Annotated in this window: 14 protein-coding genes and 1 riboswitch; of the genes, 7 read left to right on the forward strand and 7 right to left on the reverse strand. The window is 71.0% G+C overall.

The features are described 5' to 3' along the window. The first annotated feature begins 50 nt into the window (after positions 1 to 50). Positions 51 to 1,553 carry an InlB B-repeat-containing protein gene (locus H149_RS0104305; RefSeq protein ID WP_154654626.1) on the forward strand — a complete coding sequence of 501 codons (1,503 nt, stop codon included), beginning with the start codon at positions 51 to 53 and terminating at the stop codon, positions 1,551 to 1,553. 73 nt (positions 1,554 to 1,626) lie between these two features. Here H149_RS0104305 and H149_RS0104310 read toward each other — a convergent pair whose 3' ends face one another. Next, positions 1,627 to 3,069 carry an L-serine ammonia-lyase gene (locus H149_RS0104310; RefSeq protein ID WP_020648508.1) on the reverse strand — a complete coding sequence of 481 codons (1,443 nt, stop codon included), beginning with the start codon at positions 3,067 to 3,069 and terminating at the stop codon, positions 1,627 to 1,629. 114 nt (positions 3,070 to 3,183) lie between these two features. Beyond that, positions 3,184 to 3,271: riboswitch (glycine riboswitch) on the reverse strand. Positions 3,272 to 3,357: 86 nt separating this feature from the next. Then, positions 3,358 to 4,350, reverse strand: a complete 993-nt coding sequence (locus tag H149_RS0104315; protein ID WP_154654642.1) for an aldo/keto reductase — start codon at positions 4,348 to 4,350, stop codon at positions 3,358 to 3,360. Between the two features lie 209 nt (positions 4,351 to 4,559). Here H149_RS0104315 and H149_RS0104320 point away from each other — a divergent pair, with 209 nt between their 5' ends. From H149_RS0104320 to H149_RS19655, 3 genes are all read left to right on the forward strand, one after another. Next, positions 4,560 to 5,498, forward strand: coding sequence for an AraC family transcriptional regulator (locus H149_RS0104320; protein WP_020648510.1), 939 nt, complete (start codon positions 4,560 to 4,562; stop codon positions 5,496 to 5,498). Positions 5,499 to 5,591: 93 nt separating this feature from the next. Continuing rightward, positions 5,592 to 6,329 carry a 16S rRNA (uracil(1498)-N(3))-methyltransferase gene (locus H149_RS0104325; protein ID WP_020648511.1) on the forward strand — a complete coding sequence of 246 codons (738 nt, stop codon included), beginning with the start codon at positions 5,592 to 5,594 and terminating at the stop codon, positions 6,327 to 6,329. 91 nt (positions 6,330 to 6,420) lie between these two features. Further along, positions 6,421 to 7,359, forward strand: coding sequence for an AraC family transcriptional regulator (locus tag H149_RS19655; protein WP_020648512.1), 939 nt, complete (start codon positions 6,421 to 6,423; stop codon positions 7,357 to 7,359). Here H149_RS19655 and H149_RS0104335 read toward each other — a convergent pair. Both H149_RS0104335 and H149_RS0104340 read right to left on the reverse strand, forming a co-directional pair. Further along, positions 7,349 to 8,911 carry a SulP family inorganic anion transporter gene (locus H149_RS0104335; protein WP_020648513.1) on the reverse strand — a complete coding sequence of 521 codons (1,563 nt, stop codon included), beginning with the start codon at positions 8,909 to 8,911 and terminating at the stop codon, positions 7,349 to 7,351. The two genes, H149_RS19655 and H149_RS0104335, sit on opposite strands and share 11 nt — an antisense overlap. A gap of 10 nt (positions 8,912 to 8,921) precedes the next feature. Next, positions 8,922 to 9,398, reverse strand: a complete 477-nt coding sequence (locus H149_RS0104340) for a DUF3574 domain-containing protein (RefSeq protein ID WP_020648514.1) — start codon at positions 9,396 to 9,398, stop codon at positions 8,922 to 8,924. A 205-nt stretch (positions 9,399 to 9,603) separates the two neighbouring features. Here H149_RS0104340 and H149_RS0104345 point away from each other — a divergent pair, with 205 nt between their 5' ends. The 3 genes from H149_RS0104345 to H149_RS19660 all read left to right on the forward strand — a co-directional run bounded on the left by H149_RS0104345 (position 9,604) and on the right by H149_RS19660 (position 13,935). Beyond that, the gene (locus H149_RS0104345) at positions 9,604 to 12,024 is read left to right on the forward strand and encodes a TonB-dependent receptor plug domain-containing protein (RefSeq protein WP_039747883.1); all 2,421 of its coding nucleotides are present in this window, start codon (positions 9,604 to 9,606) and stop codon (positions 12,022 to 12,024) included. A gap of 78 nt (positions 12,025 to 12,102) precedes the next feature. Next, complete coding sequence (locus H149_RS0104350) at positions 12,103 to 13,473, forward strand: APC family permease (protein ID WP_020648516.1); 1,371 nt, start codon at positions 12,103 to 12,105, stop codon at positions 13,471 to 13,473. Positions 13,474 to 13,491: 18 nt separating this feature from the next. After that, complete coding sequence (locus H149_RS19660; protein WP_020648517.1) at positions 13,492 to 13,935, forward strand: DUF3574 domain-containing protein; 444 nt, start codon at positions 13,492 to 13,494, stop codon at positions 13,933 to 13,935. A 26-nt stretch (positions 13,936 to 13,961) separates the two neighbouring features. On the opposite strand, the gene H149_RS0104360 is transcribed toward H149_RS19660, so the two are convergent. The 3 genes from H149_RS0104360 to H149_RS0104370 are packed head-to-tail and all read right to left on the reverse strand — an operon-like array spanning position 13,962 to position 17,036. Then, complete coding sequence (locus H149_RS0104360) at positions 13,962 to 14,336, reverse strand: hypothetical protein (RefSeq protein WP_026352846.1); 375 nt, start codon at positions 14,334 to 14,336, stop codon at positions 13,962 to 13,964. Between the two features lie 10 nt (positions 14,337 to 14,346). Continuing rightward, entirely contained in the window at positions 14,347 to 14,811 is a 465-nt protein-coding gene (locus H149_RS23565) for a DUF2780 domain-containing protein (RefSeq protein ID WP_020648519.1), read from the reverse strand. Then, positions 14,808 to 17,036, reverse strand: coding sequence for a molybdopterin-dependent oxidoreductase (locus H149_RS0104370; protein ID WP_020648520.1), 2,229 nt, complete (start codon positions 17,034 to 17,036; stop codon positions 14,808 to 14,810). The genes H149_RS23565 and H149_RS0104370 overlap by 4 nt, the downstream gene beginning before the upstream one ends. Positions 17,037 to 17,118: the final 82 nt, after the last annotated feature.

Raw genomic sequence — 17,118 nt, forward strand, 5'->3', positions numbered from 1 at the left:
GGAAGACGGCGATGCGGATGCGGGCCTGGCGGGCGGGCGTGGCGGCGGCGATGGCACTCGCGTTCGCGGCCTGCGGCGGTGGCGGTGGCGGTGGCAGCGACGGCGGCAACGGCGGCACGCACTACCGGCTCGCGGTCAGCGTCAGCGGCGCCGGCCGCGTAGTCTCGGCGCCAAGTGGCATCGATTGCGGCACGCAGTGCGAGGCGAATCTGCCCGCCGGCAGCACGGTGGTGCTGACGGCGACACCGGCCGACGGCCAGCAGTTCGACGGCTTCACGGGCGCCTGCAGCGGCACGAGCTGCACGCTGCGGCTCGACGCCGACGCCCGCGTCAGCGCGCGCTTCTCGGCCGCGCCGGTGGTCAAGGCCTGCGACGAGGATCCGGACGCGCCGACCACGCCGCTGCAGCACTACCGCGGCCTGATCCACGCTCACACCGCGTACTCGGACGGCGACATCCGCTCCAAGCCGCACGACGTGTTCCAGGCCGCGTACGACCAGCAGCTGTCATTCGCCGCCGTCACCGACCATTCCGACACGCTCAACGGTCTGCTCTATCTCTCCGTCGGCTCGGACTGCTTCAGCTCGCTGCAGGGCCTGCTGACCTGCCTGGTCCCGCAGGCCGGCGACTTCCGCAAGTGGGAGATGACGCAGCAGCAGGTCGACGCCGACCGCAGCGAGCGCTTCCTGCCGATTCGCGGCTTCGAGTGGACCTCGGACCGCTTCGGCCACATCAACGTGCTGTTCGGCCGCAACTTCTCGAACGCCAAGCTCGACGGCGGCTACCTGCTGACGATGGACGCGTTCTGGAGCTGGCTGGCGCGCGCGCCGGGCCCGGACGCGACGCCGGGCGTAACCGCGCTCGGCGGCGGCGCCGACAGCCTGGCGATCTTCAACCACCCCGGCGACAAGTGCCTCAGCGACAGCGACGCCGGCTGCAACTGGAACGACTTCGCCTACATCGACAGCGTCGACGCGCAGATGGTCGGCATCGAACTCGCGAACGACCATCGCCACGACCGCTACGCCGACGCCTACATGCGGGCGCTGGACCGCGGCTGGCACGTCGGCGCGGTCGGCGCCGAGGACATGCACGACACCACCTGGGCACAGCCGCAGCATCCGAAGACCGTGGTGCTCGCCGAATCGCTCGACGAGGCCGCCTTCAAGAAGGCGATGCAGGCGCGCCGCATGTACGCGCTGGTCAGCAACCAGCCGAACGAAGACCTGCGCATCAGCCTCGACGCCGAGGGCCACGCGATGGGCTCGCGCCTGAGCTGCAGCGCCGGCAAGACGGTGCCGCTGCGCGTGCACGTCACGCTCGCCTCCGGCGCGCCGTTCAGCGGCATCCTGCGCCTCTACGACCGCGCCGATCCGCGGGCGCCGCTCGCCGACGGCCCGGGCAGCCCGCTCGCGACCATCAGCGGCGACACGCTGCAGTACGCGCTGCCGGTCGCGGCCGAGGGCGAGCACTGGTTTTTCGTGCGCGTCGACAATGCCTCGGGCGAATCGCTCGCCTACACCAGCCCGATCTGGATCCGCGCGCGGCCGTAGCGGCGCGCGGCGCTGTCGTCGTCATCACTACGGCTTGCGCCGCGGCGCACGGCCGCGCCGCAGCGCAAGCGCCTCAGCATTCGACGACGTTCACCGCCAGGCCGCCGAGGCTCGTCTCCTTGTACTTCGGCCGCATGTCTTCGCCGGTCTGGCGCATGGTCTCGATCACGCTGTCGAGCGAAACCACATGGCGGCCGTCGCTGCGCAGCGCCAGATACGCGGCGTTGATCGCCTTGACCGCGCCCATGGTGTTGCGCTCGATGCACGGGATCTGCACGAGGCCGCCGACCGGATCGCAAGTCAGGCCGAGGTTGTGCTCCATGCCGATCTCGGCGGCGTTCTCGATCTGCGCATTGCTGCCGCCGAGCGCCGCGACCAGTCCGGCCGCCGCCATCGAGCAGGCGACGCCGACCTCGCCCTGACAGCCCATCTCGGCGGCCGACAGCGACGCGCGCTTCTTGTAGAGCAGGCCAATCGCCGCCGCCGTCAGCAGGAAGTCGCGGCTGCCCGGCAGCGTCGGCGCCTCGGTGAAGGTCTCGTAGTACTTCAGCACCGCCGGCAGCACGCCGGACGCGCCGTTGGTCGGCGCCGTGACGACGCGGCCGCCGGCCGCGTTCTCCTCGTTGACGGCGAGCGCGTAGAGACTCACCCACTCGAAGATGTGCGAGGGATCGGAGCGCCGGCCGCGCGACACCAGATCGTCGTGCAGGGCCCGCGCGCGGCGGCGCACGCGCAGGCCGCCGGGCAGCACGCCGTCGACGCGGCAGCCGCGTTCGATGCAGGCGAACATCGCCGCGCGCACGGCGTCGAGAAAGGCGTCGGTATCGGCGTCGGGGCGCCAGGCACGTTCGTTGGCGCGCATGAGCGCGGCGACCGACAGACCGCTGTCGCGGCCGAGCGCCAGCAGCTCGGCGCCGGACGAGAACGGGTACGGCAGCCGCGGCAGCTCGGCGGCGGCATCCGCGCCGGCTGCGCCGGCGTCGTCGCCGACGATCGCGCCGCCGCCGACCGAGTAGTAGTGATGCACCAGCGGCGGCGCATCGTCGAACTGCGCGGTGAAGCGCAGCGCGTTCGGATGGCCCGGCAGGAACTCGCCGCGGTGCAGCAGCAGATGCTCGGACTCGCGGAACGCAATCGTCTGCCCGCCGCGCAGCGGCAGTTCGCCGCGCGTGCGAATCGCCTCGACGAGACGCGGCACCGCGTCCGGATCGACGCGCTCCGGTTCCCAGCCGCTGAGGCCGAGCAGCACGGCGACATCGGTCGCGTGACCCTTGCCGGTCAGCGCCAGCGAGCCGAACAGCTCGCAGACCAGGGTGTGCGGCGCCCGTGCGCGCAGCGCCGGCAGACCGGCGTAGCGGAACGCGGCGCGCATCGGCCCGACCGTGTGCGAACTCGACGGGCCGATGCCGATCGTGAACAGCTCGCGGACGCTGACTGGCGTCAGGCGCGGGTCGGGCCGCGCACCCGGCGCGGCGGCCAGGGTGGCCAGTGGAACAGCGGCATCGTGAAGCTGCATGAAGGCGCCTCCGGTATCCGATCACGAACCGAAACTGCGCCCCTTCTGTCGCTGCTGCCTGAGATCGTTATCCCGTCGGCGGATGCGCACGGCATCGCTTTCCAGAAGTCACAACGTCGTGCTGCGGTCCTTTTGCCTGAGAGATTCCGGGGCGGTTGCTCCTTCGGCGCCGGCGCATGCCGGTCTCTCCCGCGACGACGGCACCATCATGAAAAGCGCCGCGCGCGCCGTCAACGGGGCACGCGGCGCGAGCGCGGAAGGCCGCTGCCGGCCGGGCGCCGGCAACGCTCAGGCATTGATCGCGGCGAGCATCGCATCCGGATAGCGCGCGCCGGCGGCGGCGTCCGGCGGGAACACCGCGTCGAGCGCGGCGAGCTCATCGGCGCCGAGCGACAGCGCCAGCGCGCCGAGGTTTTCGTCGAGGTAGCGGCGATGCTTGGTACCGGGGATCGGAATCACGTCCTGGTCCTGCGCGAGCACCCAGGCCAGCGCCAGCTGCGCCGGCGTGCAGCCGCGCGCCGCGGCCATCGCCTCGACCTTGGCGACCAGCGCGAGATTGCGCGCGAAGTTCTCGCCCTGGAAGCGCGGACTGTGGCGGCGGTAGTCATCCGCGGCGAAGTCAGCCGGACTGCGCAACGCGCCGGTCAGGAAGCCGCGGCCGAGCGGGCTGTAGGCGACCAGCGCGACGCCCAGACGCCGGCACGCGTCGAGCATGCCGTTGCCTTCGGGATCGCGCGTCCACAGCGAGTACTCGCTCTGCAGCGCCGCGATCGGATGCACCTTGCAGGCACGCTCCAGCGTCGCTGCCGAAGCCTCCGACAGGCCGAGCCAGCGCACCTTGCCGGCCCGGACCAGATCGGCCATCGCCCCGACCGTTTCCTCGATCGGCACGTTGCGGTCGACGCGATGCTGGTAGTAGAGGTCGATATGGTCGACGCCAAGCCGCTTCAGGCTGCCCTCGCAGGCAGCGCGCACGTACTCGGGACGGCCGTTGAAGCCGCGCACGTTCGGATCCTGCGCGTCGCGCACGATGCCGAACTTGGTCGCCAGCACGACCTGCCCGCGGCGCCCGGCGATGGCACGGCCGACGAGTTCCTCGTTGGTGTGCGGCCCGTAGGCATCGGCGGTGTCGAGCAGGGTAATGCCGCAGTCGAGCGCATGCTGCAGCGTGGCCAGCGCCTCGGCCTCGTCACGGCCGCCGTAGAAGTCGGACATGCCCATGCAGCCGAGGCCGATCGCCGAAACTTCGGGGCCGTGGGCGCCGAGGCGGCGGCGGGGAATGAATGCGGTCATTGCAGGAACTCCAGGAAGTCGAGGGAAGCGTGCTCGCGAAAGCGGGGGCATTTCGCGGCGAAGGCGCTCAGGCTAGCCCCGCCGGCTTAGTCGATTGCTGGCCGATGCTTGCCCGATTCTGCAAATCCGTGCGGCCGGACATGGCGCACGATCCGGGCGCGCGCATAATCGCTGGCGTCCCCCGACGGCCCGAAACGATGAGCGCAGCAGCCTTTGCCGACGCCGCCCCACTCAGTACGCTCGATGCCCGGCGCCTCGAGCTTGCCGAACGCATTGCCCGATTCGCGCCGGGCGACGGCACCCATGTCACCGTGATCGAGCAGCTGCAGCTGCTGCGCGCCAGCGCGGCGACGCAGTGCCTGCCGACCGTCTACGAGCCGGCGATCTGCGTCGTCGCGCAGGGCCGCAAGCAGGCGATGCTCGACGGCGAGCGCTACACCTACGATCCGCTGAACTATCTCGTCGTCTCGGTGACGCTGCCGGTCGTCGGTCAGATCATCGAAGCGACGCCGGAGCGGCCGTACCTGTGCCTGCGCCTCGGCGTCGATCCGCGCGACATCGGCGCGCTGATGCTGGAAACCGATCCGCGCGCCGCGGCCGGCGCCGGCATCGATCGCGGCCTGTACGCGGCGCGCACCACCGAACCGCTGCTCGACGCCGTGCTGCGCCTCGTGCGCCTGCTCGACGCCCCGCAGGACGCCGGCGTGCTGGCGCCCCTGGCGCTGCGCGAGATCTACTACCGCGTGCTGGTCGGCGAACTCGGCCACCGCCTGCGCGAACTGGCGACCGCCGACAGCCGCACCGGCCGCGTCGCCCGCGCCATCCGCGTGCTGCGCCAGCGCTACTGCGAGGCGCTGCGCATCGAGGAGCTCGCCGAGGCCGCGCACATGAGCAGCTCGGCGCTGCACCATCACTTCAAGGCGGTGACGGCGATGTCGCCGCTGCAGTACCAGAAGCATCTGCGCCTGCACGAGGCGCGGCGCCTGATGCTGTCGCTGGGCCTCGAAGCCAACGCTGCCGCGCATCGCGTCGGCTACGAAAGCGCCTCGCAGTTCAGCCGCGAGTACAAGCGCCTGTTCGGCGCGCCGCCGAAGGAAGAGGTCGAGCGCCTGCGGCGCAGCGAAGCGGCGGCCTAGCCGGGCCGGCGCGCCAGACAGCCCCTCTCGCGTCGCGCCGAACGCAGCGCAGAGGCGGTGCGGGATCGCCCGGCGCCGTCGTATCCTTCGCGCATGGCCGACCCTCGCATATACCTCGACAACGAAACCCTCGCCGCCGGCGCCCGCCTGCGCCTGCCCGACGCCGCGTACCGCCACCTCGTGCAGGTGCTGCGGCTGCGTCCCGGCGAGCGCTTCATCGCCTTCGACGGCCGCGGCGGCGAATACCTCGCGGAAATCGTCGAAGTCGGCAAGCGCGAGGCGAGCGCCTACCTGGTGTCGTTCCACGACGTCGACCGCGAGTCGCCGCTCGACCTGACGCTCGCGCAGTGCGTGTCGAAGGGCGAGCGCATGGACTACACGCTGCAGAAGGCGGTCGAACTCGGCGTCACGCGCATCGTGCCGCTGATCTCGTCGCGCAGCGTCGTGCGCCTCGACTCGGACCGCTGGGACAAGAAACTCGAACACTGGCGCGGCGTGGTGATCGCCGCCTGCGAGCAGTCCGGCCGCACGCGCGTGCCGGCGGTGGAAACGCCGATCGCGCTGCCGAGCTGGCTCGACGACGAAGCCGCGCACGGCACGCGCCTGACGCTGGATCCGCTCGGCCATCACGGCCTGCGCGAGCTGCCGCCGCCGACCGGCCCGGTGACGCTGCTGGTCGGCCCCGAAGGCGGCCTCACCGAGCACGAACTCGACCGCGCCCGCCAAGCCGGCTTCACCGGCATGCGCATGGGCCCGCGCGTGCTGCGCACCGAAACCGCCGGCGTCGCCGCGCTCGCCGCGCTGCAGGCGATGTGGGGCGACTGGCGCTGAGCGCGCGGCGGCGCGGCGAGCAAGATCGGAACCGTCGCCGCGCGGCGGCGTCGCGATACTGGCCGCCGGTCACCCGCCGCAGGACGCCGCCATGAACGCCGCCGCGAATTCCGCCGCCCGCGCCCGCTATCTCGAACGCCTGCAGCGCCCGCTGGCGCTGATCGAGCAGGCGATCGCCGCCGGCCGCGAACCGCCGCCGCTCGCCGAACTGGCGCGCGCCGCGCACTTCTCGCCGTTCCACTTTCATCGCCTGTATCGCGCGCTGTGCGGCGAAGCCCTCGGCGCGACCGTCGCACGGCTGCGCATGCTGGCGGCACTGCAGGCACTGCGCGACCCACGCGTGCGCGTCACCGACGTCGCGCTCGGCGCCGGCTACGACACGGCGCAGGCCTTCGCGCGCGCGTTCCGGCAGCAGCTCGGCCGCACACCGAGCGAGCTGCGCGCCGACACCGCCGCGCTCGACGCGGCGATCGCCCGCCTCGGCGCGATGCCGGTGGCGACGCCGCAGCCGGCGCTGCGCGTCGAAGTCATCTCGGTCGCGCCCTTGCGCCTGCTGGCGCGCCACAACGTCGGCGACGCGCGCGACCTCGATCGCATCTACACCGCGCTGTTCGCGAGCGCCGGCGAACTCGGTCTGCTCGACACCCTGCTCGACATCTACGGCCGCCCGGCGCAGGACGCGCGCGACGTCGCGCCGGCCGACTACGCCTTCGATTGCGCGCTGGCGTTCTCGAAGCCGCTGCCGGCGTCGCTGCCGGCCGGACTGTCGGTGCTGGAGCTCGGCGGCGGCACCTACGCGCGCCTGCGCCACGTCGGCGACTACGACGGCCTCGACGCCGCAGTCGAGGCACTGCTGCGCGACTGGCTGCCGGACAGCGGCTACGTGCTGCGCGACACGCCGCTGTTCCATCACTACCTGGATGACCCGGAACAGGTCGCGATCGAGGCGCTGCGCGCCGACGTCTATGTACCGGTCGAGCGCGACGGCGCCGACGAAAGCGCCGCGCGCCCGCCAGGGCCTAGTGCGTGACGCTATCGTCCGGCGTCGTCAGCCAGCGCGCCGAGATGAACAGCAGCGCCATCAGGCCGTAGCCGAGCGCGTACGGCCAGGCCGGACGCAGCGCCAGCACGGTGTCGGCGAAGGCGTACTGGTAGCCGTGCATCAGGCCGGTCGCCGACAGCAGCGCGGCGATCGCGCACCAGACGGCCGCGCCAGTGAAGCGGCGCTCGATGACCGCCACCGTCATCGCCGACAGGATCATCGCCGTGAACACCACACCCTGCTCCAGCGCGAAGGCGCCGGCGATGTAGACGTCGCTCTGCAGGAACTTCGGCAGCAGCTCCGCCGAGAACGCCGCACCGCCGGCGACGCCGAGCCCGGCCGCATGCAGGCCGGCCTTGGCCATCAGCGAGCCCCAGGTTGCCAGACCCGGCAGGATGCCGATGACCACCGCCGGCGCGTGATGCGCCGGCGTCGCCTGAAAGGCCTGCGCGCTCATGACGATGCCGATCCACAGCAGGATCGCCATGCCGGCTTCGACCGGAATCAGGTAAGCGACGTGCGCGAGCGTGCCGGTGAAGCAGAGCAGCGCGAGGAAGACGCCGGACAGGCTCGAATACGCGGCGCGCGCGCCCATCGCCTTCCAGCCCGGATGGCCGATGTAGAGCGTGGTCGGAAAGCAGGAGCCGAACAGCGCGGCGGCCATCGAGCCGAAGCCGTTGACGGCCAGCGAGGGCCGCGCCGGGTAGCGGTCGCCGGCCGCCTCGGCCGATTCGAGGTTCTGCATCGAGCCGGCGACGATGAACAGGCCCATCGGCACGACGATGGCGAAGTAGCTGACGATGAAGTCGAGGCGGAACGAGGCGACAAGATCGCCGAGCACCGGTACCGGCAGATGCAGCGCCGGCGCGCCCGGGGCCGAGCCCGTCGGCGCGACGCCGGTGCCCCACGCCAGCGCCGTGCCGAGCGCGACCGCGACCAGACCGACCGGCAGGCCGCCGCGAAAGCGCACGCGGCCGAAATAGCCAAGCAGGATCACCGCCAGCGTCGTCAGGCCGACCACCGGGCTCGCGTAGGTCCGGAACAGAAAGCCCAGCGAGATGAACGCGAGCGCGAGGCCGGCGAGCGTCGACAGCAGCGCGGCGCGCGGCGTCGCCCGGCGGATGCGCTCGACGACAAAGGAGCCGGCCAGCTCGATCAGGCCGCAGCTGAAACACGCCAGCAGGCCCGCCTGCCAGGCGATGCGCGCCGGATCGGCGGCGCCGGCCGCCTGCGCGGCGAGCTTGGCCGGCAGCATGACGAGGAACACGAACGCGAACACAGTGACGGCGTTGAGCCCGTACGGCAAAGCGCAGACATCGTCGCGTCCGGTCTGGCGCGCGAGCTTGCGGGCCTGGTGCGCGTAGTAAAGGTTGCCGACCAGCAGCGACACCGCCGCGCCCGGCAGAATGCGTCCGACGAGCAGCGCGTCGTCGAAGCCGAGCACGTAGCGGCACAGGCCGGACAGCACCAGCAGCAGGATCAGGTTGTCGAGCGCGAGGCCGAAAAAGCCGTCGAGGTCACCACGCACGAAGCGCTTCATCGTCGCGCGCTCAGAACGAGACGTCGGCCGGCTGCATCACGCGCAGCACCGACTGATCGCCGGTCTTCTGCTTCCAGGCGCTGCGGATCGCGTCGATCGCCGCGCGCGCCGCCGGCGTGTCCTCATGCAGCAGCACGATCAGTTTCGAGCGCAGGCGTTCCGGGCTCGGCTGGCCCTTGCCCTGCCACTGCCCGTACAGATCGAGGACGCTGAGCCCGCTCGGGAAGCGCGGCGTCACCTCGGTGTCGAGGAAGGCGCGCCATTGCGCCTCGCTGACGTCGGGCTGCGGACGGTCGGCGTAGCCGATGCCGAAGTACAGCTCGGTACGCACCCAGCCCTGCGCGGCGGCCGGATGCGCGGTGTCGCCGGACAGCGTGGCGCTGGCCGTCGCCGGCGCTGGCTGCGCGGCCGGTACCGGGCCGCCGGGCCCATAGAGACAGCCGCCGAGCAGCAGCGCGACAACGAGCACGAGGCCGGAACGGATCATCCGAAGCTCCAGAAGATGATGAGAGGAGGAAGCGCGGCAGCGAGACTGACAGCCCCGCGGCGGGCTGCTTATATACACGAAGCGTGGCGGGCGGTCGCGATGGCTCGGCCGCGACGCGCTATGACTTTTCGATCCATTGACACACCCCGCCACGCGACTTGCTAATGCGCGCACAAAAATTCCTACGTCTCTTGGGAGTCGCATCGTGAAGTCATCCTCCGTGGCACTGCTCGGCGCCGCCGCGTTCGCCGCCGTCCCCGCTCTGGTCCAGGCCGCCGACGCGCCAGCCGCCGAGTCCGCCGACGGCGATATCCAGCAGATCATCGTCACCGGCACGCGCGCAAAGGACCGCACCGTGCTCGACTCGGCGGTGCCGGTCGACGTCATCACCGCGCAGGATCTGCAGGCGGCCGGTTCGGTGAACGGCGAACTCGGCCAGGCTCTGCAGGTGCTGCTGCCGTCGTTCAGCTTCCCGCGCCAGTCGAACTCCGGCGGAGCCGACCACGTGCGTGCCGCACAGCTGCGCGGCCTGTCGCCGGACCAGGTGCTGGTGCTGATCAACGGCAAGCGCTGGCACACCTCGGCGCTGGTCAACGACTCCTCGAAGATCGGCCGCGGCACCGCGCCGGTCGACTTCAACTCGATCCCGATCAACGCCGTGAAGCGCATTGAAGTGCTGCGCGACGGCGCCGGCGCGCAGTACGGTTCCGACGCAATCGCCGGCGTCATCAACGTCGTGCTCGACGACGGCGCCGACGGCGGCGAACTCGCCGCCAGCTACGGCCTCTACCACACACGCGAAGACGCGATCGACAAGACCATCACCGACGGCCAGAACGTCTACAGCGGCGCGAAGATCGGCACCCGGCTCGGCGACGACGGCGGCTTCCTGCGCGCCGGCGCCGAGTACAAGCACCGCAACCCGACCAACCGCGCCGGCTACGACCACGCCGACTTCCTGATCGACGAAAGCAACCCGGCCTGGGGCCAGCGCAACTACGCGATGGGCGATGGCGCGGCGCGCGACGTCAACCTGTGGTTCAACGGCTCGCTGCCGGTCGCGATCGGCGAGGTCTACTCGTTCGCCACCTACAATCATCGCAACACCACCGGCTACAACTTCTTTCGCTACAACGACGAGGCGCCCGACGTGTATCCGGACGGCTTCCTGCCGCAATCGCTCGGCGAGAACCAGGATCTCGGCGCGACCGCCGGCTTGCGCGGCCGCATCGGCACGCCGTGGAGCTACGACTTCAGCGTCACGCACGGCCGCAACCAGTTCGACGCCGGCGTACGCCACACCTTGAACGAATCGCTCGGTACCGATTCGCCGAAGCAGTTCGACACCGGCACATTCGAACTGCGCCAGACCACGGCAAATCTCGATTTCACGCGCGATCTGCCGATCGGTGCGCGCCGCTTCCTGCTCGCCTTCGGCGGCGAGTACCGCTACGAGAATTACCGCACCAGCCCGGGCGACGCAGCCTCCTACGCCGGCACCGGCGCGGTCGGCGGCGGCGGCCTGCGGCCGAGCGACACCGCCAATCTCGATCGCAACGAAGGAGCCTTCTATCTAGATCTGTCCGGCGACATCGCCGACCGTCTCTTCGTCGAAGGCGCGGCGCGCTACGAGCACTACGACGATGCCGGCGGCAAGCTGACCGGCAAGCTCAGCGGCCGCTACGAGTTCGCGCGCCAGATCGCCCTGCGCGGCGCGGTGTCGAACAGCTTCCGCGCGCCGTCGCTGGCGCAGGTCGGCTTCCAGAGCACGACCAGCAACTTCGGTGAAGGCGGCACGCTCAACGACATCCGCGTGCTCTCGGTCAACGATCCGATCGCGCGCGCGCTCGGCGCGCGCCGGCTCGATCCGGAAACCGCGCGCAACTTCAGCCTCGGTATCAGCGGCCAGCTCACCGAGCAGTTCGACTATTCGCTCGACGTCTTCCACATCGACGTCGACCAGCGCATCACGCTGTCGACGCGCATCGGCGACGAGGATGGCCATCTCGAGCAGTACATCGAGGACAACTTCGGCGTGGCTGGCGTGCAGTACGTCAACTTCTTCACCAATGCGGCCGACACGCGCACCGACGGCGCCGAGCTGGTGCTGAACTACCACCAGCAGCTGTACGGCGGGCGCTTCGGCTTCAGCACGGCCTACACCTACAACAGGAACAAGGTACGCAGCACCGAGCCGACGCCGGCAGAGCTGCAGGCGATCATTCCCGGCATCGGCGACGACGCGCTGGTCGGCGTCGAGGAGCGCAACACGCTGACCGACGCCTCGCCGCGCGACCGCCTGGTCGTCAGCAGCGACTGGCGCAACGCCAAGTGGAGCCTGCTCGGCCGCCTGACGCGCCAGGGCGAGACCACGCGCGTATTCGACTTTGGCGGCGGCTTCCATCCGACGCAGACTTACGGCGCGCGCTGGCAGCTCGACGCCGAAGTCGAGTACCGGATCACGCCGCAGCTCGCGCTCGCGCTCGGCGGCGACAATCTGACCGACAATTATCCGGAACGCTCGAACGCCGATATCAACTACGGTGGCAACCTGCCCTACGACGTGCTGTCGCCGCTCGGCTCGAACGGCGCGTACTACTACGAACGCCTCACGTACTCGTTCTAGGGAAATCTTGAATCGTCACGGCGAGCGCCGCAGCGCTCGCCGTGACGATCCATTCATGAGTCTTCCCGAGGCGCCACGATGAGCAGCACGCACCGCGACGCCGCCGCCGGGCCGCGCCGTCATCTGGCCGTCAGCCATGCCCTCCTGATGACGCTGGGCATGGTCATCACCACCGACATCCTCAAGACCGCGCCGACCGTCGCGCAGAACGTCGACGCGGCGCTCTTCTACCCGCTGTGGATGCTCGGCGGCCTGCTATCGATGGTCGGCGCGCTGTGCTTCGCCGAAATGGCGACGGCCTTCCCGCATCCCGGCGGCGACTACCACTTCCTGCGCAGCGCCTACGGCGCGCGGCTCGGCTTTCTGTTCGCATGGTCGCGCTTCACCGTCATGCATACCGGCTGGATCGCGCTGACCGCGTTTCTGTTCGCCGATCATCTGACGACGCTGCTGCCGCTCGGCGCCCACGGTTCGGGCATCGTCGCCGCCTCACTGATCGTCGTGCTCGCCGGCGTAAATCTCGTCGGCGTGCGCTTCAGCTTCCTCACGCAGGCGGCGCTCGTCACGCTGCTGACCGCCGGCTTCGTCGGCATCGTCGGCGTCGGCGTGTGGCTGCAGGCGCAAGCTTATGTCGCGCCCGTCGTCGCCGCGCCGCCACCGGCCGGCGGCATCGCCGGCGCGTCCGCGGCGATGATCTACGTGTTTCTCGCTTTCGGCGGCTGGAGCGACGCGGCGACCCTGTCGAGCGAAATCCGCGACGGCCGGCGCGGCATGTTCATCGCGCTGACCGGCAGCCTCGCTGCGCTGCTGCTGATCTACGTCGCCGTCAACTGGGCCTTCGTACGCGGCCTCGGCTTCGCCGGGCTCGCCGCCAGCGAAGCGCCGGCCGTCGAACTGCTGCGCCGCGCCTTCGGCGCCGGCGGCGCCTGGCTGATCGTGTTCGTCGTCGGCGTCGCTGCGGTGTCGAGCATTCACTCAACGCTGATCGTCGGCGCGCGCACGACGTATGCCGCGGCGCGCGATGTGCTGGCGCTGCAGAAACTCGGCCGCTGGGACGACAGCCGCGGCGTGCCGGCCCACGCCGTGCTGGCCGAGGCCGGCGTCGCCCTGTTGCTGGTGCTGTTCGGCAGCTTCGCGCAAAGCGGCTTCAATGCCATGGTCGAATACATGACGCCTGTCTACTGGTTCTTCCTGTGCCTCAGCAGTCTCGCGCTCATCGTCCTGCGTGTGCGCCGGCCCGAGGTCGCGCGGCCAGTGAAGGTGCCGCTCTATCCCGTGCTGCCGCTGCTGTTCGCGGCGGTCTGCCTCTACATGCTGTACTCGAGCCTCGCCTACGTCGGCTACGGCGCGCTGCTCGGCGTCGGCGTGCTACTCGCCGGCGTCGCACTGCTGGCCCGGCTGATGCCGCGCCGGCCCCGCGCCGCGGCCGCGGCGCACGAACCGCTCTGACGCCAGAGGAACACTTTCATGCGCATCGCCTGCTTCGCCCTCGCACTCGCCGCCGCGCTGCCGTCGGCCCATGTTCAAGCGGCGTCGGCCGCAGACGCCGCGCCGGTCTCGCACGCCATGATCCGCAGCGAGCTCTACTTCGCCGCGGTCGACGCCGCGCAATGGGATGACTTTCTGGCGACCGTCGTCACGCCACGGTTCCCGGACGGCCTGAGCTGGTACGACGTGCACGGCCAATGGCGCGGGCCGAGCGGCGGGCCGGAGAAGCTGCCCTCGCGCATTGTCGTTATCCTGCACGCCGACAATCCCGCCAACGAGCGCGCACTCGACGAGATCAGCCAGCGTTTCCGGCAGCGCTTCGGCTATTCGGTGCTGCGCACCGCCGCAGCGGTACGCGCCTCCGACCCGGACTGGACGGAAGCGCGGGTGCGCGAACATCCGCAGCTGTCGCCGACACGCTGATACGGCTCGCGCCGCATCCGCCCGCCCTAGCGGCGCGGCGCCGTGCCCGGCTGCAGCGACTCTTCGATCGGCTCCGTCCACACGCGCATCACGCGGCCACGCATGAATTCGACCCAAAGGATGCGCGAATCGCCGTCGCGGCCGACGAACATCCAGCGCTGACCGATCACGTGGTTGTCGTCCGGTGACAGCGACTGCACGCTGTCCGGATAGCGGCCGGCGGTCTTGCGCACCTTGGCCTCGGCATCGCCGGGCGCGACGGTGCCGCTGCCCCAGGGCACCGGCCGGTCGGTGACCAGCGGGCCCATGCCGCCGGCAAATGAAGAGGTCGCCGGCAGTACCGCCAGCAACAGGGCGGCGAGACGCAGCGCACGCGCGGGTCGCCCGTGCAGGCTCGTCATGGCTCGATGCTCAGCGGCCGCCGAGCAGGCCGCCGAGGAGTCCGCCGAGGCCGGCGGAGCCGCCGCCACCGAGCTGCTTCAGCGCCGGCACCGCTTCGAGGACCTGTGCGAGCAGGGCCGGATCGACGTGCGCGCTCAGCTGTTTCAGCAGCGCCGGCACGAACTGCGATGCACTCTCGACGCCGAGCCCGGATTTCTGCAGCGTCGCCAGCACGGCGCCGATGCCGCCTGCCTCGCCGCCCAGTCCTCCGACCAGGCCGCCGATCGAGCCGAGCAGGCCGCCACCGCTCGCGCCGCCCGCCTGACCGGCCTTGGCGATCCAGCCTTGCAGCTGCGGCGCCGCGGCGAGCAGCTTCTGGAAATCGCCGCTGGCGGCTTCCTGCTGAACGAGCTTGAGGACCGCGCCGGCCGCGCTTTCCGCCTGCGCCGGGGCGATGCCGAACTGGCTCGCGAGTTTGTCGATGATCTCGTTCATGCCCTTGCTCCTTCTTCGTTGACCGCAGTCCTGATGTTGACCATGCGCGACGGCTCCGCGGCGACGACGCGCACGCTCAAGCCGTTGAGCGCGGCGTTGCCGGACAGCGCGTCGAGGCAGCGCTCGTCGGTGAGATCGTTGGCGCTGGCGCCGGGATGGCGGCTGGCGATGCGCTGCTGCACGCCGGGCCGCGCATGGCCCCAGCCGTGCGGCAGCGAGACCACGCCGCGCATGATCGCGTCGCTCGCCTGCACCTCGACGTCGACCGCGCCGACGCGCGAGCTGACGCGCACGCGCTGCCCGTCGTGCAGGCCGCGCTCGGCGAGATCGTCCGGGTGCATGAACAGCTGGTGACGCGGCTTGCCTTTGACGAGGCGCTGCGCGTTGTGCATCCACGAGTTGTTGCTGCGCACGTGACGACGGCCGATCAGCCACAGCTCGCCGGCGCGCGGCGCCCTCACCTGCTGTTCGGCGAGCACGGTGTCGTAGCGCGCCAGTTCCTCGCGCAGCGCGTCGTTGAGCGCGGCGATGCGGCGGTCCGCGGTGCACAGGCGCCGCGGCAGCGCCGCGCGCAGCGGACCGAGATCGCGGCCGTGCGGCGCCGCGCGCAGCGCGCGCAGCGACAGGCGTTCGGCGGCGCGCCGGCCGTACGGTCCGCGCTTGAGCCCGTGGTCGAGCAGACGCTGCGGCGACAGGCGCAGCATCAGCTCGTCCTTCAGCCGCGCGCTCAGCCGCCGCAGCAGCGGCTGGCCGGCGTCCGGGCGCAGTCGCGCGCGCAGGCGGCGACCGAGCGCGACGAAGATCTGCCAGTCGTGCAGCGCACCCTCTGGCGGCGCGAACAGCGGCGCGTTGTAGCGCGCGCTGTTGCGCGTCGCGAAGTGATGAAAGATCAGATCGTAATGATCGTGTTCGAGCGCGCCGGTCGGCGGCAGGATGAAGTCGGCGAAGCGCATGGTCTCGTTGCGATAGCAGTCGACCGCGACCATGAAGTCGAGCGCGCCGAGCGCCCGTTCGAGCTGGCGGCCGTTCGGCGTCGACAGCACCGGGTTGCCGGCGATCGTCACCAGCGCGCGGATCTGGCCCGGCCCCGGCGTCAGAATCTCCTCGGCGAGCGCGGCGACCGGCAGCTCGCCGCCGAACTCCGGCAGGCCGCGCACGCGCGAGCGCCAGGCCGCGTAGTGGCCGGGCTTCGAACCCGGGCCCTTGATCAGGTCCATCGCCGGCTGCGGGAACATCATGCCGCCCTCGCGATCGAGATTGCCGGTGACGAGATTGAGCATCGCGATCGCCCACTGGCAAAGCGTGCCGTGCGCCTGCGTCGACACGCCCATGCGGCCGTAGACGGCGGCGCCGTCCGCCGCCGCCAGCTCGCGCGCCAGGCGGCGGATTTCGGCGACGGCGATGCCGGTGACGGCGCTCGCGCGCTCCGGCGTGAACGGCGCGACCAGCCGGCCGACTTCGTCGAGGCCGTCGCTGAAATCCGCGAGCCGGCCGGGCCTGACGAGGTTTTCCGCGAACAGCACCTGCAGCAGCGCCAGCAGCAGCGCAGCGTCGGCGCCGGGGCGGATGTAGTGATGCTCGTCGGCGACCTCGGCGGTCTCGGTGCGGCGCGGATCGATCAGCACCAGCTTGCCGCCGCGCGCCTGCATCTCGCGCAGGCGATTGCGGAAGTCCGGCACCGTCCACAGGCTGCCGTTCGAGGCCATCGGGTTGGCGCCGAGCATGAGGATGTGGCGGCTGCGGTCGATGTCCGGCACCGGCAGCAGCAGCTGATGCCCGTACAGCCAGTAGCTGACGAGCTGGTGCGGCAGCTGGTCGACCGAGGTCGCCGAAAAACGGCTGCGCGTTTTCAGCGGCCCGAGGAAGGCGCCGCTGTGCGTCATGATTCCCCAGTTGTGCACGCTGGGGTTGCCCATGTAGACGCCGATCGCGTTGCCGCCGTGCGCAAGCCGGATCGCCGCCAGCCGCTCGGCGACCTCGTCGAGCGCCTCGTCCCAGCCGAGCTCGACCCAGCGCTCGCCGATGCGCTTCTGCGGCCGGCGCAGGCGGTCCGGATCCTCGTGCAGATCCTGCAGCGCGACCGCCTTCGGGCAGATGTGGCCGCGCGACAGCGGATCGTGCGCATCGCCGCGGATCGACACGATGCGGCCGTCGCGGACGCGGATCTCCAGCCCGCATATCGCCTCGCACAGATTGCAGGCGCGGTAGTGGATCTGCTCGCCCATGCGCGTTCTCCTCGTCTGCCGGCATCGCGGCGCGGCCGGCTTTTCGTCTGCCGCCGATCATAGCCACTCGCGGCCGGCCCGG

This window comes from Solimonas variicoloris DSM 15731 (assembly GCF_000382285.1).
Taxonomy (GTDB): domain Bacteria; phylum Pseudomonadota; class Gammaproteobacteria; order Nevskiales; family Nevskiaceae; genus Solimonas; species Solimonas variicoloris.

Coding starts and splice junctions, on each gene's coding strand:
- H149_RS0104305 (WP_154654626.1), top strand. CDS start 51: ATGGCACTCGCGTTCGCGGCCTGCGGCGGTGGCGGTGGCGGTGGCAGC.
- H149_RS0104310 (WP_020648508.1), bottom strand. CDS start 3,069: ATGCAGCTTCACGATGCCGCTGTTCCACTGGCCACCCTGGCCGCCGCG.
- H149_RS0104320 (WP_020648510.1), top strand. CDS start 4,560: ATGAGCGCAGCAGCCTTTGCCGACGCCGCCCCACTCAGTACGCTCGAT.
- H149_RS0104325 (WP_020648511.1), top strand. CDS start 5,592: ATGGCCGACCCTCGCATATACCTCGACAACGAAACCCTCGCCGCCGGC.
- H149_RS19655 (WP_020648512.1), top strand. CDS start 6,421: ATGAACGCCGCCGCGAATTCCGCCGCCCGCGCCCGCTATCTCGAACGC.
- H149_RS0104335 (WP_020648513.1), bottom strand. CDS start 8,911: ATGAAGCGCTTCGTGCGTGGTGACCTCGACGGCTTTTTCGGCCTCGCG.
- H149_RS0104340 (WP_020648514.1), bottom strand. CDS start 9,398: ATGATCCGTTCCGGCCTCGTGCTCGTTGTCGCGCTGCTGCTCGGCGGC.
- H149_RS0104350 (WP_020648516.1), top strand. CDS start 12,103: ATGAGCAGCACGCACCGCGACGCCGCCGCCGGGCCGCGCCGTCATCTG.
- H149_RS19660 (WP_020648517.1), top strand. CDS start 13,492: ATGCGCATCGCCTGCTTCGCCCTCGCACTCGCCGCCGCGCTGCCGTCG.
- H149_RS0104360 (WP_026352846.1), bottom strand. CDS start 14,336: ATGACGAGCCTGCACGGGCGACCCGCGCGTGCGCTGCGTCTCGCCGCC.
- H149_RS23565 (WP_020648519.1), bottom strand. CDS start 14,811: ATGAACGAGATCATCGACAAACTCGCGAGCCAGTTCGGCATCGCCCCG.
- H149_RS0104370 (WP_020648520.1), bottom strand. CDS start 17,036: ATGGGCGAGCAGATCCACTACCGCGCCTGCAATCTGTGCGAGGCGATA.